This is a genomic window from Mycolicibacter arupensis (genome assembly GCF_002086515.1).
GTDB lineage: Bacteria > Actinomycetota > Actinomycetes > Mycobacteriales > Mycobacteriaceae > Mycobacterium > Mycobacterium arupense.
In genome coordinates, this window is sequence record NZ_MVHH01000063.1 from 1 (window position 1) to 17,754 (window position 17,754).

Here is a 17,754-nt window from a genome sequence, read left to right on the forward strand (position 1 = left end):
CTGCAGTTCAACGCCCTGCAGCTTCCGAAAACTGTCCGAAGTGACCCAACTCAGGTCAAACGGCAGTTCCAGCTTCGGCTCTCCTGCGTCGAGCCTCGCTGAACCGCCGGTCAGCTGGCGGCGTGAAAGGCGTCGATGATGTCGGCCGGGATGCGGCCGCGAGTCGAGACATTGTGGCCGTTGCGACGCGCCCAGTCGCGGATCGCGGCGCTCTGCTCGCGGTCGATGGTTCCACGGCGACCGCCGCCCCCGGACCGTCCACGCCGGCGTCCCCCGACCCGACGACCCGCGTCGGCCCACTTCTTGATTTCTGCACGCAACTTCGCGGCATTCTTGCCCGAAAGGTCGATCTCGTAGGTTACCCCGTCCAGGCCGAATTCGACCGTTTCGTCGGCGGCACCCTCACCATCGAAATCATCGATCAAGGTGACGGTCACTTTTTTCGCCATTGGTACCCCTTGGTTAGCTTTCCTGCGCGCAATCGGTGTGCAAAGCCGTAATCGACCTTGGCGCTCAATCTGCCATAAAAATGCGCCCGCTTCAACACAACAGGGCTTGACGCAGTTCAGTTGCCCTGACGACGAACAATCGGAAACAAAACGGTGTCCCTAATTGATAGGCCCGTCAACACCATCAAGAGGCGGTCGATACCCATTCCGGTTCCTGTACAAGGCGGCATAGCATGTTCCATTGCCGCGAGGAAGTCCTCGTCGAGCGCCATGGCTTCATCATCGCCGGCAGCCGCCGCACGGGCCTGGGCGGCGAATCGATCGCGCTGCACCACCGGGTCGATGAGCTCGGAATAACCGGTGGCCAGTTCAACCCCCCGCATATACAGATCCCACTTCTCCGTGACGCCGGCGATACTGCGGTGCTGGCGAGTCAACGGCGTGGTCTCCACGGGGAAGTCACGGACGAAAGTCGGTGCGCTCAGAGCATGCCCGACCGCATGTTCCCACAGTTCCTCGACCAGTTTGCCGTGTCCGTAGCCTCGGTCTTTGGGAATCTCGACGCCGAGACGATCCGCGATCGCCCACAGGTCGCCGACCGTGGTCTCGGGGGTGATCTCCTGGCCGAGCGCGGCTGACAACGATGGATACATCTCCACCGTCGCCCATTCACCGTCGATGTCGTAGATGCTGCCGTCCGGCAGCGGAAGTTGACGGGTACCGATCACCTCATCGGCGACCTCTTGAATAATTTCCCGGGTAGCCACCGCCGAGTCGTCATAGGTGCCGTAGGCCTGATAGGTCTCTAGCATCGAAAACTCGGGCGAATGAGTGGAATCGGCGCCTTCATTGCGGAACACGCGATTGAGCTCGAAGACCCTGTCGAACCCGCCGACAACACACCGCTTCAGAAACAACTCTGGTGCAATTCTCAGGAAAAGGTCAGCGTCGAGGGCGTTCGAATGGGTGACGAAAGGCCGAGCCGCGGCACCTCCGGCCAACGTCTGCAGCATCGGTGTTTCCACCTCGAGGAATCCGCGGCGCTCGAGCGCGTTGCGCACCGCACGAATGACGGCTATTCGCTGACGCGCCACGGTGCGCGCCTCCGGCCTGACAATCAGGTCCACGTAGCGCTGCCGGACCCGCGATTCCTCGCTCATCTCCTTATGCGCGACCGGCAGCGGACGTAGGGACTTCGACGCCATCTGCCAGGAGTCGGCCAGCACCGACAATTCGCCACGGCGGGAGCTGATCACCTCTCCGTGGACGAAGACGATGTCGCCGAGGTCGACGTCGGCCTTCCACGCCTCGAGCTCCTGCTCCCCGACGCTGGCCAGGCTGATCATCACCTGGAGCTGGGTGCCGTCACCCTCCTGCAGTGTCGCGAAGCACAATTTGCCCGAATTGCGGGCGAAGACCACTCGGCCCGCGATGCCGACGACATCGCCGGTGGCGGTGTCGGCGACCAGGTCGGGATAGTTGGCACGGACCTGGGCAAGGGTGTGGGTACGCTCCACTGCCACGGGGTAGGGATCACGGCCTTCGGCCAGCAATCGAGCCCGCTTGTCGCGGCGAATCCGGAACTGCTCGGGGAGGTCGGATTCGTCCTGCATTTCAGGGGATATATCGGCGGAGCTCACGACCCGCCAGCTTAGAGGAACACCCTCGACAGAACGAAAAGCGTCAGCGCGCCGGACGCAGCCTGCCTCGTTGGCCATCACGATTGCGTTCGAACACCAGCCGCAGTCCATCCAAGGTGAGGTTGGCGTCGTGGCGGTCGACGGTCTCCAAATCGGCCAGCAACAGCGGTGCAGCGTGTCCGGTGGCCACCACGGTCACCTCTCCGCCGGCTCCCGCGATCTCCTCCCGCACACGGCGCACCAGGCCGTCGACCAGACCGGCGAATCCATAGATCGATCCGGCCTGCATGCATTCGACGGTGTTCTTACCGATCACCGAACGAGGCCGGGTCAGCTCGACCCGGCGCAGGCCGGCGGAGCGGGCCGCGGCCGCGTCGGAGGAGATCTGTAGGCCAGGCGCGATCGCGCCGCCCAGGAATTCCCCTTTGGCCGAAACCACGTCCACGCAGATCGATGATCCGAAGTCGACGACTATCGCCGCCGTCTTGAACTTGTGAAAAGCAGCCAACCCGTTGACGATTCGGTCAGCACCGACTTCCTTGGGATTGTCCACCAGCAGCGGGATCCCGGTCCGAACTCCCGGCTCGATCAGCACGGCGGGTATCGACGGCCAGTACTGGTCGAGCATCAGCCGCACCTCGTGCAGCACCGAAGGCACGGTGGACAGCGCCGCAGCCCCGGTGAGCTGTTCGCCGTCATCGCCGATCAGCCCGTCCAGGGTCAGCGCCAGCTCGTCGGCGGTGATCTCCGCCTCGGTGCGAATGCGCCATTGCTGCACGACGTTCGCATTGTCACCGGAACCGGCGACCAGGCCGATGACGGTGTGGGTGTTGCGGACGTCGATGGCCAGCAGCACGGCTACCGCACGCTCCTGGGCGACAGCAGATCCGAGACGTCATCGGGAACGAATGCCGGGTCATCACCGAGGTCCACCTGCTTGTTCGCGGCGTCGACGAACACGATTCGCGGGCGGTAGTCGCGGGCCTCGGCGTCTTCCATGGTGCCGTAGGCGATCAGGATCACCAGATCACCGGGATGTACCAGATGCGCAGCCGCACCGTTGATTCCGATCACACCACTGCCGCGTTCACCGGTGATCGCATAGGTCACCAGCCGGGCGCCGTTGTCGATGTCGACGATCGTCACCTGCTCGCCCTCAAGCAGGTCGGCAGCGTCCATCAGATCGGCATCGATGGTCACAGAACCGACATAGTGCAGGTCCGCGTGAGTGACCGTGGCACGGTGAATCTTCGACTTGAGCATCGTCCGAAACATCAATTCCTCCGGTTTTATCCGTGATATCCGTCTGAGCCGGCCAACGCCACCTCGGCGTCGATCGGAAGTCCGAGTGTGACCGCCGCGTTGTCGAGCAGTCGCGTGCTGCCGACCCGCGCGGCGATCAGCAGCCGCGCAGGCCCATCGCTGGGTGCTGGACCGAGGTCGACACCCCGCACCTGTATGTAGTCGACGTCGACGGCAGGCACTGCGGACAGCACCGCTGTCGCCGCTTCCAGAGCCGCTTGGGCCCCTGCTGCAGCCGCGCGCTCACCGGCGGCCAGGGCCGCGGACAATGCGGTCGCGGCTTCGCGCTGCGCGGGGTCGAGGTAGCGGTTGCGGGACGACAACGCCAGACCGTCGGATTCGCGTACGGTGGGCACACCTACCACGGTCACATCGAGATTGAGGTCGGCGACCATCTGCCGCACCAGCACCAGCTGCTGATAGTCCTTCTCGCCGAAGAACACTCGGTCGGGACTCACGATCGACAGCAGTTTGCACACCACGGTGAGCATGCCGGCGAAGTGCGTCGGTCGAGCGGCGCCTTCGAGTTCGGCGCCCAGCGGACCCGGATGCACGGCGGTGCGGGGGCCCTCCGGGTACATCGCCGCGGCGGTCGGGGTGAAGACCAGGTCCACCCCCGCGGCGCGCAGCGCAGCGAGGTCCTCGTCCAGGGTGCGTGGGTAGGCGTCGAGGTCCTCGCCAGCACCGAACTGCAGTGGGTTGACGAAGATCGATACCGCGACCACCGAACCGGGCACCCGCTGCGCCGCTCGGACCAGGGCGAGGTGGCCATCGTGCAGGGCACCCATGGTCGGCACCAGCATCACCCGGCGTCCGGTCGAACGCAGTGCGCGACTGACGCGGGCGACGTCGGCCGGGCGTTCGTAGACATTGAAGTCACCGGCGGTGAAGGTGGGCTGCGGCCCCTGGAACGTGTTCGAGCTCATCGCGCCAAGACCTCCAGCACGTCGTCGTTGGCACCGGCGCGGTGCGCGGTGCGCAGCGCGTTGGTGCGGTATGCCTCGGCTAGACCGGGATCCACCTCAGCCAGCGCGGCCAGATGCCGAGCCAGGGTGGCCGAGTCGCCGCGGGCCACCGGCCCGGTCAGTGCCGCCCGGCCGTCGCGCAGGGTGTTGGCGATCGCGGCGCGCACCAACGGTCCAAGCACCCGCTCGGCGATGCCGTCGGGGTCGTCGGCTACCGCCGAGCCCAGCCGGCCGGGCAACGCCGCCCGCAACGCCGCCAACGCGTCGTCGATCACCGTGACCACATGATTTCCGCCGTGGCACAGCGCAGCGTGATAGAGGGTGCGGGCGGTTTCGTCGACCCGGAACGGCTCGGCACCGATTTCGAGCGTCAGCGCCTCGGCGATGGCGAAGCCGATCTCGTCGGCCGCGGTGATCCCAAAGCAACTCTCCGCCAACCGATCGATGTCCTCATCCGAACCGGTGAACGTCATCGCCGGATGGATGGCCAGCGGAAGGCAGCCCTGCTCTGCCAACGGCGCGAGCACGCTGATTCCGATGGCACCGGAGGTGTGCACGACGATCGTTCCGGCGCGGACCGCGCCCGTGGCGGCCAGGCCGGACACGATGCCCGCCAGTTCGGTGTCGGGGACCGCCAACACCAGCAGTTCCGCGTCGGCGGCCACATCGGGGGCCGGCAGCACCAGGCTGTCGGGCAGCCGGCGCGCGGCGCGCTGGCGCGACTCCTCCGAGATGGCGCTGCATGCCACCACCACATGCTCGGCTCGCTCCAGCGCAACACCGAACGCGGTGCCGACACGGCCGGCCGAGATGACGCCGACTTTGAGCCGGGCGGGCCGGAGTCCGTCGAACTGCGCCATGCAGACGACCTCACAGGTTCTCTTGGTGTTCGTTCCAGTCCCGCGCTGCGGGTACCGGACGGTCGCCGGTGAGTCTATCCCGATGAGCCCCGGCCCTGCGAGTGACGTTGGTCGCAGTTCCGCGGGTCAGTCTTCGCGTCGACGGTGCCGGCGGCCTTCGCCGGCGCCGGGCTGCAACCGGGCCAGCAGGTCTGCCACCGACTGACCGCCCACCTCTGAGGCCTCGGTGCTCCCGTCGGTGGTGGCGGCCGAGTGTCGGGACGTCGGCGCCGCGGCGTGTGCGGAGATCGCCGGCTCAGCCGGCTGTGGCTCGGCTGCCACCGGCGGGACAGCGGGGGCCGGCTCCGCGGAGTGCCGGGAGCGTGCCCGTCGCCGCCCTCCACCGTCGCCATGTGCCGACTCGGCGCCGTCCAATGCAGTGGAGTTGGGTTCGGCGGCGCCGGAGTGGCGACCGTGCCGACTCGGCGGCTCGGCATTGCGCTCGGGCGCACCATGGCGGCCGGTCTCCATCGGGGCGTCCGCCGACCAGTTGCTACCCGGTGCGCCAGGCGGCAGCCACTCCCCTTCGGCACTGACCGGCGTCCAGGATGTGGCCGGCGTGGCCGTCCACTGCGGCTGCGGCTGCGACTGCGGCTGCGGCTCTGGGGGTGGTGGGGGTTCCGGCTCGCGTCGGGTTTCGGGACGCGGTTCGGGGGCGATGAACGGCTGCGGCGGCTGCGCCCAACGGCCGGCGGACGCCTGTGGCGAGACAGGTTCGTCGGCGGCCCGGTTGGGCGGCTCTTCGGCGCGGCGGCGATGCGAACCTCGGCGGCTCTCGGGCTGCGGCGGGTGCGCAGGCGGGGCGGGCGCGAGGTTTCCGAGCGCCGGAATCCGCACCTCGGGGACATCGATGATCGGGTTCTCGGCGGTCTGGGTGACCGAGTCCGGGGGGAAGTTCGGGGTGGCCGGCGTGGTCACCCGGGCCGCGCCACTGGCGGGTTCGCCGCCAGAACGCGCCCAGTCGCTGTAGGCACGGACCGTGGTGCGCTCGGTCTCCAATGCCGGTCGGTGGCTCAGGTCGGCGTCGAAGAGGATCTCCAGGTTGGTGCGCAGCGCGGCCAGCTCGGTTCGCAACGCCGCGACCTCGTCGGCGGCCTGTGCCCGCAGTTCTGAGGCCAGTTCGCGGCGAAGCTGGGACTCCACCGTCAGCTCGTACTCGCGCCGCGCGGAAATCTCCCGATCCAATTGCAGGTCGTAAACCAGTTTCAGGTCCCGGGCACGGGCCTGGTCTACATCGCTTTGCCGGCGGTAGATCACCGAGACGAACGCGGCGGCAACGGCGGCCCACAACGCGATGATGACCGCCAGCTTGAGCAGCTCCACCCGACTGGTGAACACCAGTGCCGAACTCGCGGCAATCGCGAGGATCAGCAACGTGGTCATCAACGTCCAGCCCGGCCTGCGAACTCCACGCCGACCCGGGGCGCGGGACAGGACCGAATTCATCTGCGCCGCTCCACCTCAGCGCTCTGTCCCGAACGGTTGCTGGCGAACATTGCCCGACTGTACCTGTACGAGGTCAATCAGCGTGTCGCCCCGCTCCGGCGATTCTTACCCGGGTTGATTTCCAGTCGGGTCTGGGGGCGGGCCGGGATCGTGGGGTGACTTGCAGCAGTGCTGCAGCCACAGCGCTGCGAGGAGCAGCGCCAGCGCGCTTGCTGCCGCCACGACAGCACCGCCGGTGTCCTGCACCGCGACCTGCAGCGTGGCTCGGCGTGGCAGCAGAAAACCCAGGACGCCCAACCAGAAGCCCAACACCAGCGCGCCCATCCATGCTGACGCCTTGGCGACGACCACGGTGTGTGCCACCGCGAGCGGATGCAGCCGACCGGCACCGACCCCGATCTGGCCGTCGCCGATCTTGGCGGCGACATAGCGGCCCCAGACCGCCTCGACAATCGCTACCGCCAGCAGTGATATCCCCGTCCACAGGGTGATCGGCGGGAACCATCGGTACAGCAGGGGCATCGCCAGAAAATTGATGATCGCGACAATTGCGGCGCCCACGGCCACATCGCGTTTGCGGGTCGGGCCCATCAGAACTGCAGCACCAGGTCGGTCAGCGCGACTCCAGCACGCTCTTGTGGTGCCAGCTCGTCGAGCAGATCTGCCACCGCGCATGATCGCTCACCCACCGTCAGCCGCGCCTGCGGGTCGACGGCCAGCCAGGGCGTCAGGACGAATCCGCGCAGATGTGCCCGGGGATGGGGCAGGGTCAGCTCCGGATCGCCGGAGCGCACCTCCCTACCGCCGGGGTGGTGGCAGCTGATCACGTCGACGTCGAGGGTTCTCGGTCCCCACCGTTGCGCGCGCACCCGCTCGGCCGCCTGCTCCAACTCGTGCGCTCGGCGCAGCCAGCCGCGCCCGTCGGTGCCAGGGTCCTCGACGATCAGCACCGCGTTGAGGAACGGGCCCTGTTCGACTCCCCCCCACGCCTCGGTCTCGTAGACGCCCGAAACCGCGGTCACCGCCGCGCCCAGGCCGTCGACCGCCGACTGCAGCAGCGCCAACCGGTCACCCAGGTTGGAGCCGATCGACAGCACCGCTGTAGTCATCGGGACCTCATGCCGGTACCACCCTGCCGCGCCGGTCATTGCGCGAGCGCCGGGCCACCACTGCGACGTCGGCGAAGGTCAGCGGGATCGGGGCGTGCGGCTTGTGCAGGGTCACCTCAACGGCCTGTACCCGCGCGTCGCCCATCACCTCGTCGGCGATCTCGGCGGCCACCGTTTCGATGAGGTCGCGGGCCGGACCGGCGACGATTTTCGCCGCGCGCTGCGCGAGCAGTCCGTAGTCGTAGGTGTCGGCCAAGTCGTCGCTGACCGCTGCGGCGGTGAGATCGATCCAGAGCGTGATGTCGACGAGGAAGTCCTGGCCGTCGGCACGCTCGTGAGCGAACACGCCGTGATTGCCGCGCACCCGCAAGCCGCGCAGCTCGATTCGATCAGTCATCGCTCGCGCCTCCCTGATTCCAGGCCTCTAACACCCGCAACGCATCGACCGAGGCGCGCACGTCGTGCACCCGCACGCCCCACGCGCCGTGCAGACCAGACAGCGCCGAGATGACTGCGGTGGCAGTTTCGCGCTCATCGGGGGGCCGCGGCGCGTCGTCCGCACTGGACAGCAGCGTACCGAGAAAACGCTTGCGCGACGCCCCGACCAGTACGGGCAAGCCGCCGTTCACCAGTTGCGGCAAAGCGTGCAGCAGCGCCCAATTGTGTTGTGCCGTTTTGGCGAAGCCCAGACCGGGGTCGATGATCAGATGCGCCGGATCGACACCGCCGTCCACCGCGGCACCGACCGCGGCCAGCAGGTCTTCGCGGACTTCGGCGACGACGTCACGGTAGGACGGCACCCGATGCGGGTTGGCGGGATCGATCGGTCGCCAGTGCATCAGCACCCATCGGGCCTCCGATGCGGCCACCAGTGACGCCATGGCCGGGTCCGTACCGCCGGAGACGTCATTGACGATCGTGGCGCCGGCATTGAGCGCGGCTTCGGCGACGGCCGCGTTCATGGTGTCGATGCTGACGGTAATGCCTTGAGCGGCAAGTTCTTTGACGACCGGAGTGACTCGCTGCGCCTCCGCGCGGGGATCGACGCGCACCGCGCCGGGCCGGGTGGACTCACCGCCCACATCAATGATCGCCGCGCCTTGGCCTGCCATTTCCAGGCCGTGCGCGACGGCGCGATCGACGTTGAGGTAACGCCCGCCGTCGGAGAACGAATCGGCGGTGACGTTGAGCACCCCGACGACCTGCACGTGTGTGGAGCTCACCTGCGCCGAATGAGTTCCAGGGCCTCAGCGCGCAGCGTGCTGTCGGATTTGAACTGGCCGCGTACCGCCGATGTGGTGGTGACCGCACCGGGTTTGCGCACTCCCCGCATCGCCATGCAGAGGTGCTCCGCCTCGACCACCACGATCACACCGCGAGGATCGAGCTTGCGCATCAGGGCGTCCGCGACCTGTGCCGTCAATCGCTCCTGCACCTGAGGCCGCTTGGCGTAGAGATCAACCACCCGGGCCAGCTTGGACAGACCGGTGATCCGGCCGTCGTAGCCCGGGATGTAGCCGACGTGGGCGACGCCGTGGAACGACACCAGGTGGTGTTCGCACGTCGAGTACATCGGGATCTCCCGGACGATCACCAACTCTTCATGCTGCTCGTCAAAGGTGGTCTCCAGCACCGTGTCCGGGTCGGTGTAGAGGCCCGCGAAAATCTCCTTATAAGCCCGGGCAACCCGCGCCGGAGTGTCGACCAGGCCCGGCCTGTCGGGGTCTTCGCCGACCGCGAGCAGCAACTCACGGACGGCGGCCTCAGCGCGCGCCTGATCGAAGATTGCCGACGTCATCGTCGACCCCGCTTTCTCAGTCACCGGACGGTTGCTCAGACCGGTTGTTCTCCGTGCTGCGACCGCCACCTGTCTCACCGGGAGGTGCCGACGGTGGCGGCTGACCTGCACCGGGATACTGCTGGGGCTGATACGGCGGGTAGTGCTGGGCTGGAGGGTAGCCCTGCTGCGGCCATTGCCGCGGCGGATACCAGTAGCCGGAGTGCTGCGACGGGGGTCCCGGCTGCTGCGCAGGCGGCCAGCCCGGCGCGTGCCAGCCCGCCGGGGCTCCGTAGTCGGGCTGGGTGCCCGGCGCGGCGCCTTCGCCTCCGGCCGGAGTGCCGTTGCTGCCGTTGGGCCCGGCTTCGGCGGCCCTGGCCGCCGCTTCGCGCGAGGCCTCCGCGATGGCGGCCTTGAACGCCGGTTCGGGCTTCGGCTGCGGCCACGGCTCGCCACGCTCGATGGCCAGCTCACCCGGGGTCTTGATCGGCGGCTTGTCGGAGGGAACGCGCCCGCCGAAGTCGTCGAACGCGGTCAGCCGGGGACGTTTGACGACGCCGTCGAAGATCTTCTCCAAGTCGGAGCGGTGCAACGTCTCCTTCTCCAGCAGCTCACCGGCCAGCACGTCGAGGACATCGCGGTACTCGGTCAAGATCTCCCACGCCTCGGTGTGGGCCGCCTCGATCAACTTGCGGACCTCGTCGTCGATTCCGCGGGCCACCTCGTGGGAGTAGTCGGGCTGAGTGCCCATAGCCCGGCCCACGAACGGGTCGCCGTGGTTGCTGCCGTAGCGCACCGCGCCGAGTTTGGCGCTCATGCCGTACTCGGTCACCATGGCGCGCGCGACCGCGGTGGCCTTCTCGATGTCGGAGACCGCGCCGGTGGTCGGCTCGCGGAACACCAGCTCCTCCGCGGCGCGCCCGCCCATGGCGAAGACCAGCTGGGCGATCATCTCCGATCGGGTGCGCAGACCCTTGTCTTCCTCGGGAACCGCCACCGCATGCCCACCGGTACGGCCACGGGCCAAGATGGTGACCTTGTAGACGGGGTCGATGTCGGGCATCGCCCAAGCCGCCAGCGTGTGGCCGCCCTCGTGGTAGGCGGTGATCTTCTTCTCGTGCTCACTGATGATCCGGCTCTTACGCCGCGGGCCACCGATCACCCGGTCGACAGCCTCTTCCAGCGCCGCGCTGGTGATCACGGTGCCGTTCTCACGCGCCGTCAGCAGCGCCGCCTCGTTGATCACGTTGGCCAGATCGGCGCCGGACATCCCTACGGTGCGCTTGGCCAGGCCATCCAAGTCGGCGTCGGGCCCGATCGGCTTTCCCTTGGCGTGCACGCGCAGCACCGCACGCCGCCCCGCGATATCGGGGTTGGTCACCGGAATCTGTCGGTCGAAACGGCCGGGCCGCAGCAGTGCGGGGTCGAGGATGTCGGGCCGGTTGGTGGCCGCGATCAGGATCACCCCACCTCGATCGCCGAAGCCGTCCATTTCGACCAGCAACTGGTTGAGGGTCTGTTCGCGCTCGTCGTGACCCCCGCCCATGCCGGCGCCACGCTGGCGGCCCACCGCGTCGATCTCGTCGACGAAGACGATGCACGGGCTGTTCTGTTTGGCCTGCTCGAACAGGTCCCGGACCCGGGAGGCACCGACACCGACGAACATCTCCACGAAGTCTGAGCCGGAGATGGTGAAGAAGGGCACGCCCGCCTCACCGGCGACTGCGCGGGCCAGCAGAGTCTTGCCGGTGCCCGGCGGCCCGTAGAGCAGCACGCCCTTGGGGATCTTGGCGCCCAGGGCCTGGTAGCGCGCCGGGTTCTGCAGGAAGTCTTTGATCTCGTAGAGCTCCTCGACCGCCTCGTCGGCGCCGGCGACATCGGCGAACGTGGTCTTGGGCATGTCCTTGCCTAGCTGCTTGGCACGGGATTTGCCCATGCCGAAGCCCATCCGGGCGCCGCCCTGCATGCGAGAGAACATCAGGAAAAGGCCGATCAGCAGCAGCATCGGCAGCATGTAGATCAGCAGTGATCCGAGCAGGCTGCCCTGGTTCACCGTGGTGTTGATCTCGGCCTTCTTAGCGTTCAACGCGGTGAAGAGCGGAACGGCATAGCCGGTCGGATACTTGGTGATCAGCTTGTCGACCTGTTCGGCCCGGCCGGACTTGTCGGCCTTGCCTTTGCCCGCCTTCTCGGCGACCTCGACGCTGGTGAGCGGGGTCTTGAGAACCAGGCGAAGCTGTTGCTCGCGATCATCGAGTTGGGCGCTCTTGACGTTGCCGCTGTGGATCTGGGCCACCGCGACCGACGTGTCGACCGGCTTGTATCCGCGGGTGTCGTCACTGAAATAGAAGAACGACCACCCGAGCAGCAACACCACTGCGATCGCGGTGACAGTGCGGATCACGTTTTTGCGATTCATCAGACATCGGCCGAAAGTGGCCAAATCCTTCCAATACATGCAGCTGGGCAAGTTCAGGCTACCGTCCCCCGCGCCGAACGAGCCCAGCATGGGCCTGGCCGGACCCGGCGAACCCCCCTCCACCTCAGCCAGGTTGTGCTTTGGTGTGACGGTGGCCCCCGAAATCCGATGCGCAACCCAGCGATTTATCGACACCAACGGAGTGACCCTGCGAGTCACCGAGGCGGGCGAGCGCGGCGCCCCGGTGGTGTTGCTGGCGCATGGATTCCCGGAGCTGGCGTTCTCGTGGCGACACCAGATACCGGCGCTGGCCGACGCCGGATTTCACGTGCTGGCAGCAGATCAGCGCGGCTATGGCGGTTCGTCACGGCCCGAGGAGATCGCGGCGTATAACATCGCGGCGCTCACCGGCGATCTGGTGGGCCTGTTGGATGACGTCGGCGCGCAGCGGGCCACCTGGATCGGCCACGACTGGGGCGGGCCGGTGGTGTGGAGCGCCGCGCAGTTGCACCCCGACCGGGTGGCCGGCGTGGTGGGGCTCAGTGTCCCCCCGGTGCCGCGGCCGCAGTCCCCGCCGACAGCGGCGTTTCGCAAGATCTTCGGTGAGAACTTCTTCTACATGCTCCATTTCCAGGAGCCGGGAGTCGCCGACGCGGAGTTGGACGCCGACCCGGCACGCACCCTGCGCAGGATGATGGGCAGCCTCAGTCCGGCTGACCGCGAGGCGGCATTGCTGATGACGGCGCCTGGCCCCATGGGATTCCTCGATCGACTCGCCGAGCCGGCGGGGTTACCGGACTGGATCAGCGCCGACGAACTCGACCACTACATCGCCGAGTTCACCCGCACCGGATTCACCGGCGGCCTCAACTGGTATCGCAACCTCGACCGCAATTGGGAGATCATGGCCAAGCCACCCGCCGCCACCATCGACGTTCCCACGCTGTTCATGGGCGGCTCCGCCGATCCGGTGCTGGCCTTCACCCGCCGAGACCGCGCGACCGAACTGGTAACCGGGCCCTATCGCGAGGTCATTCTGGAGGGCGCCGGCCACTGGCTGCAGCAGGAACGGCCCGCGGAGGTCAATTCGGTGCTGCTGGAGTTCCTGGCGGGCCTGCCGGCCGGAGCGGCATCGTGAGCGCCCGGCCGCTGCGGTTCGGAGTCTTCATCACTCCGTTCCATGCGCTGGGCCAATCCCCTACGGTCGCACTGGAATATGACCTGGAGCGCGTTGTCGCGCTGGACCGGCTGGGCTTCGACGAGGCCTGGTTCGGCGAACACCATTCAGGTGGTTACGAGCTGATCGCGTGCCCCGAAGTGTTCATTGCTGCGGCCGCGGAGCGCACCAAGCACATCCGGCTGGGTACCGGCGTGGTGTCGTTGCCCTATCACCACCCGCTGATGGTGGCCGACCGCTGGGTGATGTTGGACCACCTGACGCGCGGGCGGGTGATGTTCGGCGCAGGCCCGGGAGCGCTGCCCACCGATGCGTACATGATGGGCATCGATCCCGTCGAACAGCGCCGGATGATGCAGGAGTCGTTGGAGGCCATCCTGGCGTTGTTCCGCGCTGAGCCCGGCGAATTGGTGAGCCGGCAATCGGACTGGTTCACCCTGCGCGATGCCGCACTCCACATTCGCCCCTACACCTGGCCGTACCCGGAGGTTTCCGCAGCGGCGATGGTGTCGCCCTCCGGTCCACGATTGGCCGGAGCGCTGGGCACGTCGCTGCTGTCGTTGTCCATGTCGGTACCCGGTGGGTTCGCGGCACTGGAGAACACCTGGGGCGTGGTGTGCGATCAGGCCGCCAAGGCCGGCCGCGCCGAACCGGATCGCAATGACTGGCGGGTGCTGAGCATCATGCACATCGCCGACACCCGCGAGCAGGCGGTGGCGGACTGTACCTACGGCCTGCAGGATTTCGCGAACTACTTCGGCGCCGCGGGCTTTGTGCCGCTGGCCAGCGAAGTCGAAGGCTCACCGCAGACGCCGACCGAGTTTGTGGAGGCCTACGCCGCGGCCGGCAGCAGTTGTATCGGCACCCCCGATGACGCGATCGAACACATCACCGGCCTGCTGGAGACCTCCGGCGGCTTCGGCACCCTGCTTTTCCTGGGCCATGACTGGGCCTCACCCGAAGCCACCTATCACAGTTACGAACTGTTGGCCCGCAAGGTTATTCCGCATTTCAAGGGCCAACTTGCCGCACCCCGGGCGTCACATGAATGGGCCCGCGGCATGCGCGACACGTTGTTCGGCCGGGCAGGTGAGGCGATCAAGAACGCCGTCGTGGAACACGTCACCGAGTCGGCGCCTCCCAATACGGACAGTTCACGCTGATGCGCGCGGCGGTGCTGCGTGACGGGCGGCTGGTCTACCGCGACGACGTGCCCGAGCCGACCCCGGGACCGGGCCAGGTGCTCGTCGAGGTGACTGCATGTGGCATCTGTGGTTCTGACCTGCACTTCGCCTCGCACGGGGAGCAGGTACTGGCCGCGACACAGGCCATGTCCGGTAGCCCCTCGTCGCGGGCGTCGGTCGACCTGGGCGCCGACATCTTCATGGGCCACGAGTTCAGCGCGCAGGTGCTCGAGGCCGGCCCCGGAACCGACACCTTTGCTCCCGGTACTCCGGTTACCTCCATACCGATCCTGTTGGCCGCCAAGGGCATCGAACCGATCGTCTACTCCAACACCACCCTCGGCGGCTATGCCGAGAAGATGCTGTTGTCGGCGCCACTGCTGCTGCCGATTCCCAACGGTCTGGACCCCCGCCACGCCGCGCTGACCGAACCGATGGCAGTGGGACTGCACGCGGTCAACAAGTCCGGCGCCACACCGGGCGAGACAGCACTGGTCCTGGGCTGCGGCCCGATCGGCATGGCGATCATCGCCGCACTGCGGATGACGGGCGTGGAAGACATCGTGGCGGCGGACTATTCGCCGACGCGGCGAGATCTGGCGGCAAGGATGGGGGCTCATCGCACCCTCGATCCGGCCCAGGGCTCGCCGTTCGACACCGTCGCCCCGAAAGTGATCTTCGAGGCGGTGGGAGTACCGGGGATCATCGATGATGTGCTGCGGCGAGCCCCGGTGGGCAGCCGCTTGGTGGTGGCCGGCGTCTGCATGGAGGCCGACACCGTGCACCCGTTCTACGGGATAGCCAAGGAAATCAGCGTGCAGTTCGTGTTGGCTTACCAACCGGCGGAATTCGCTGCATCATTGCAGGCCATCGCAGAGGGCCGGGTGGATGTGGCGCCGCTGATCACCGGCGAAGTCGGACTGGAGGGCGTAGGCAGTGCGTTCGCCGAGCTGGCCGATCCCGACCGGCACTGCAAGATCCTGGTTATGCCGTAGTCACGACGGGAAGCCGCCCGCCTCTACCAGTTGCTTGGACCAGCCACCCACCAGGTCGACCAGCTCACCCAGGCCATCGCCCAGGCCGGCGACTATGGGCGCACATGCCGCATCGGTGGCCGTCTCGACCGCCTCGCGAGCGGCACGTCCGGCGTCAGTGAGCACACCGTCTTCGGCCAGGCCCCGCTCGGCCAGCCGCTGCTCGCCGGCGGTCAGCTGCTCGTCACTCCACGCCCTGCTGCGGACGTAGGTACGCGGCGGGAATCCGCGGTAGAGCTCGGTGATCAGCCCTATCTCCACGGCATCGAATCCGGCTGCGACCCAGGCATTCACGTGCGCATCCCCACGGAACTCACGCAGCTGGTCAGCCAGCAGCCAGGCATCGGTCAGCGGCTCCCCGGCAAGCCCGTCGGCCACCAACCCGGCGAACAGCGGCTTGCCCGCCGTCGAAAGGCCGTCAACGGCGCGGCGCAGCAGCTCGACCGCACGATCGAGACCGGCGGGAGCAGCACCCAGAACCCGGCGCAGCTGGCCCACCGAACCGTCGGTGCGTGCGGCACGCAGGGTCGGCGCGTCACTCAGCGTCCAGCCGTAACGCACCGCAGGCACCACCACTGCCGGGTTGAACACGGCGAACGTCGCGGCGATCACCTCACCGGGAGCCTGCCCCAGCGCGGAACCTCGGCTGCAGAAATACGCCGGACCGTCCGGCATCTCCACGCCCCCCGATGTTGCGGGGCTGGCACCGAAACCGAGTGCCGCGTAGCCGCGGTGACACTCCGGAGAGAAGTACACCTGGCCCGCGAAGGGCTCGATGGCGCTGGACAGTGCTCGCGACGGCGCGGAGGTCATCGCCTCAGTGTGCCGCATGGACCTTTCCCACCAGGGGCGGCATTTGCTCGGCTAGTGTGCCCATCATGCCGACACAACGCGCCCGGATGGTTCTCCGCCAGTCGATGACGCTGGCGCTGGCCGGCATGAGCGCCCTGGCAATGGCCGGCTGCGACTCCGCGCCGCACGTACCGGATCTCCCACGCCAGGTGACGGTGGTCGGCACCGGCGAGGTTCAGGGCGTCCCGGACACGCTGACCACCGAGGCGGGCATCGAATTTCTCGCCGGCGACGTCACCAGCGCGATGAATCAGACCAGCGAACGCCAACAGGCCGTGATCGACGCTCTCGTGGACGCCGGGGTGGACCGCAAAGACATCAGCACCACCCAGGTCAGCCTCCAGCCGCAATACGGCAATTCCGAACCCAACGGGTCGTCGGCCATCACCGGCTACCGGGCCGGCAACACCATCCGGGTCAAGGTCGAGCGCGACTCCGCCTCGCAGGTACTGGCCGTGATCGTGCGGGCCGGCGGGGATGCCACCCGGATCAACGGGGTGAGTTATTCCATCGAGGACGACTCAGCCCTGGTGCGCGGTGCCCGCGAGCGGGCCTTCAACGACGCCAAGGACCGCGCCGAGCAGTATGCGCAGCTGTCCGGCCTGCACCTGGGCCAGGTCATCTCGATCTCGGAGGTGGCGGGCGAGACGCCGCCGATGCCGGTCGGGATGCCGATGCCCCGGGCCATGGCCGCTGCCCCGCCGGTGGAACCCGGCCAGCAGACCGTGAGCTTCACCGTGACCGCGGTGTGGGAACTGAGCTAGGCGTTCGGTCAAGGCCGAATATCGGGCATCACCGGGCAGTGCTGGGACACCCTGGGGCGGCCACCGGATTCAGGTAGCATCCAGCGAATGCACAGGCTGGTGTTGCGATGAAAAATCCCGTACCCCTTGCGATTATCGGACTCGGGTCGCTCACCATGTTGGTCGCGGCCTTCTTACCGTATGTCGAGCCGGGGCGACTCGGCACCGTAGACGGCAACACGGTGATCCAGTCCGCCGATGGCTGGCGTCTGATCCTCGCCGCCGTCGCCACCTTCATCTGCGCCTACCGCGCCGACAGCGGCGGCAAGCGCGACCGCGTCATTGCGCTTTTCATGCCGTGGCTAGGCATCCTTCACTTAGTGCAGCTGTGGTTGAACGCGCGGACCGTCTACCCGACCGGGACCCACGGAATGGACGCTCCCGGCACGGCGGCCAGCTTGGGAATCGGCTTCTACCTCGCCGCGGTCGGCGTCACCCTTGCGGTAGGGGGAACGACTCTCATGTGGGAGGCGACCAAGCCACAGGCCGCCAACGTCGTTGACGATGAGCTGTGGGACGACGACGACAAACCCTCCCCGCAACCCACGCACTGAGCCCAAGGTTCGACGATCCGCTTCTGCACCCCGTCTCGTGTCATCCCTCAGGACACTGGCGTGTCGGTGGGTCCCGCTAGCATCGAATGTATGTTCCCTAGGGTCGCTACGGGTGTGTAGTCGATGTAGCTGACGACCTGGATT

19 protein-coding genes are annotated in these 17,754 nt (G+C 67.4%); 5 read left to right on the top strand and 14 right to left on the bottom strand.

All coding sequences use genetic code 11. The annotated features are described in order from the left end of the window. Positions 1–110 precede the first annotated feature (110 nt). The 13 genes from lsr2 to ftsH all read right to left on the bottom strand — a co-directional run bounded on the left by lsr2 (position 111) and on the right by ftsH (position 12,006). Entirely contained in the window at positions 111–449 is a 339-nt protein-coding gene (lsr2, locus tag BST15_RS19085) for a histone-like nucleoid-structuring protein Lsr2 (RefSeq protein WP_046190583.1), read from the bottom strand. A 116-nt stretch (positions 450–565) separates the two neighbouring features. Continuing rightward, entirely contained in the window at positions 566–2,062 is a 1,497-nt protein-coding gene (gene lysS, locus BST15_RS19090; RefSeq protein ID WP_046190584.1) for a lysine--tRNA ligase, read from the bottom strand. Positions 2,063–2,132: 70 nt separating this feature from the next. Further along, complete coding sequence (locus BST15_RS19095; RefSeq protein ID WP_046190585.1) at positions 2,133–2,945, bottom strand: type III pantothenate kinase; 813 nt, start codon at positions 2,943–2,945, stop codon at positions 2,133–2,135. Positions 2,946–2,947: 2 nt separating this feature from the next. Then, positions 2,948–3,364: an aspartate 1-decarboxylase gene (gene panD, locus BST15_RS19100; protein ID WP_046190586.1), complete on the bottom strand. Its 417-nt coding sequence runs from the start codon at positions 3,362–3,364 to the stop codon at positions 2,948–2,950. Between the two features lie 14 nt (positions 3,365–3,378). Continuing rightward, positions 3,379–4,317, bottom strand: a complete 939-nt coding sequence (gene panC / locus BST15_RS19105; protein ID WP_046190587.1) for a pantoate--beta-alanine ligase — start codon at positions 4,315–4,317, stop codon at positions 3,379–3,381. Next, positions 4,314–5,216 (bottom strand): Rossmann-like and DUF2520 domain-containing protein, encoded by a 903-nt coding sequence (locus tag BST15_RS19110; RefSeq protein ID WP_046190588.1) that lies wholly within the window; start codon positions 5,214–5,216, stop codon positions 4,314–4,316. Before BST15_RS19110 ends, panC begins: the two co-directional genes overlap by 4 nt. Before the next feature lie 126 nt (positions 5,217–5,342). Beyond that, entirely contained in the window at positions 5,343–6,701 is a 1,359-nt protein-coding gene (locus BST15_RS19115) for a DUF6779 domain-containing protein (protein ID WP_083071112.1), read from the bottom strand. 105 nt (positions 6,702–6,806) lie between these two features. After that, positions 6,807–7,292 carry a DUF3180 domain-containing protein gene (locus tag BST15_RS19120; RefSeq protein WP_046191455.1) on the bottom strand — a complete coding sequence of 162 codons (486 nt, stop codon included), beginning with the start codon at positions 7,290–7,292 and terminating at the stop codon, positions 6,807–6,809. After that, on the bottom strand, positions 7,292–7,810 hold the full coding sequence (gene folK / locus BST15_RS19125; RefSeq protein ID WP_046191459.1) for a 2-amino-4-hydroxy-6-hydroxymethyldihydropteridine diphosphokinase: 519 nt from the start codon (positions 7,808–7,810) through the stop codon (positions 7,292–7,294). Before folK ends, BST15_RS19120 begins: the two co-directional genes overlap by 1 nt. Positions 7,811–7,817: 7 nt before the next feature. After that, positions 7,818–8,207 (bottom strand): dihydroneopterin aldolase, encoded by a 390-nt coding sequence (gene folB / locus BST15_RS19130; RefSeq protein ID WP_046191456.1) that lies wholly within the window; start codon positions 8,205–8,207, stop codon positions 7,818–7,820. Continuing rightward, a complete protein-coding gene (folP, locus tag BST15_RS19135; protein ID WP_109370900.1) occupies positions 8,200–9,033 on the bottom strand; it encodes a dihydropteroate synthase in 834 nt (277 codons plus the stop codon). Before folP ends, folB begins: the two co-directional genes overlap by 8 nt. Further along, the gene (gene folE, locus BST15_RS19140; RefSeq protein ID WP_046191457.1) at positions 9,030–9,608 is read right to left on the bottom strand and encodes a GTP cyclohydrolase I FolE; all 579 of its coding nucleotides are present in this window, start codon (positions 9,606–9,608) and stop codon (positions 9,030–9,032) included. Before folE ends, folP begins: the two co-directional genes overlap by 4 nt. Before the next feature lie 16 nt (positions 9,609–9,624). Beyond that, complete coding sequence (gene ftsH, locus BST15_RS19145; RefSeq protein WP_083071113.1) at positions 9,625–12,006, bottom strand: ATP-dependent zinc metalloprotease FtsH; 2,382 nt, start codon at positions 12,004–12,006, stop codon at positions 9,625–9,627. 133 nt (positions 12,007–12,139) lie between these two features. Here ftsH and BST15_RS19150 point away from each other — a divergent pair, with 133 nt between their 5' ends. Genes BST15_RS19150 through BST15_RS19160 form a run of 3 tightly spaced genes read left to right on the top strand, consistent with a single transcriptional unit; the run spans position 12,140 to position 15,362 of the window. Next, positions 12,140–13,144 (top strand): alpha/beta fold hydrolase, encoded by a 1,005-nt coding sequence (locus BST15_RS19150; protein ID WP_046191250.1) that lies wholly within the window; start codon positions 12,140–12,142, stop codon positions 13,142–13,144. Beyond that, positions 13,141–14,346, top strand: coding sequence for an LLM class flavin-dependent oxidoreductase (locus tag BST15_RS19155; protein ID WP_046191249.1), 1,206 nt, complete (start codon positions 13,141–13,143; stop codon positions 14,344–14,346). The genes BST15_RS19150 and BST15_RS19155 overlap by 4 nt, the downstream gene beginning before the upstream one ends. Continuing rightward, positions 14,346–15,362, top strand: coding sequence for a zinc-binding dehydrogenase (locus BST15_RS19160; RefSeq protein WP_046191248.1), 1,017 nt, complete (start codon positions 14,346–14,348; stop codon positions 15,360–15,362). The genes BST15_RS19155 and BST15_RS19160 overlap by 1 nt, the downstream gene beginning before the upstream one ends. On the opposite strand, the gene BST15_RS19165 is transcribed toward BST15_RS19160, so the two are convergent. Next, the gene (locus BST15_RS19165; RefSeq protein ID WP_052751535.1) at positions 15,363–16,214 is read right to left on the bottom strand and encodes an SCO6745 family protein; all 852 of its coding nucleotides are present in this window, start codon (positions 16,212–16,214) and stop codon (positions 15,363–15,365) included. Between the two features lie 65 nt (positions 16,215–16,279). Here BST15_RS19165 and BST15_RS19170 point away from each other — a divergent pair, with 65 nt between their 5' ends. After that, positions 16,280–17,017: an SIMPL domain-containing protein gene (locus tag BST15_RS19170; protein ID WP_046191246.1), complete on the top strand. Its 738-nt coding sequence runs from the start codon at positions 16,280–16,282 to the stop codon at positions 17,015–17,017. A gap of 107 nt (positions 17,018–17,124) precedes the next feature. Further along, complete coding sequence (locus tag BST15_RS19175) at positions 17,125–17,610, top strand: hypothetical protein (RefSeq protein ID WP_131701233.1); 486 nt, start codon at positions 17,125–17,127, stop codon at positions 17,608–17,610. Positions 17,611–17,754: the final 144 nt, after the last annotated feature.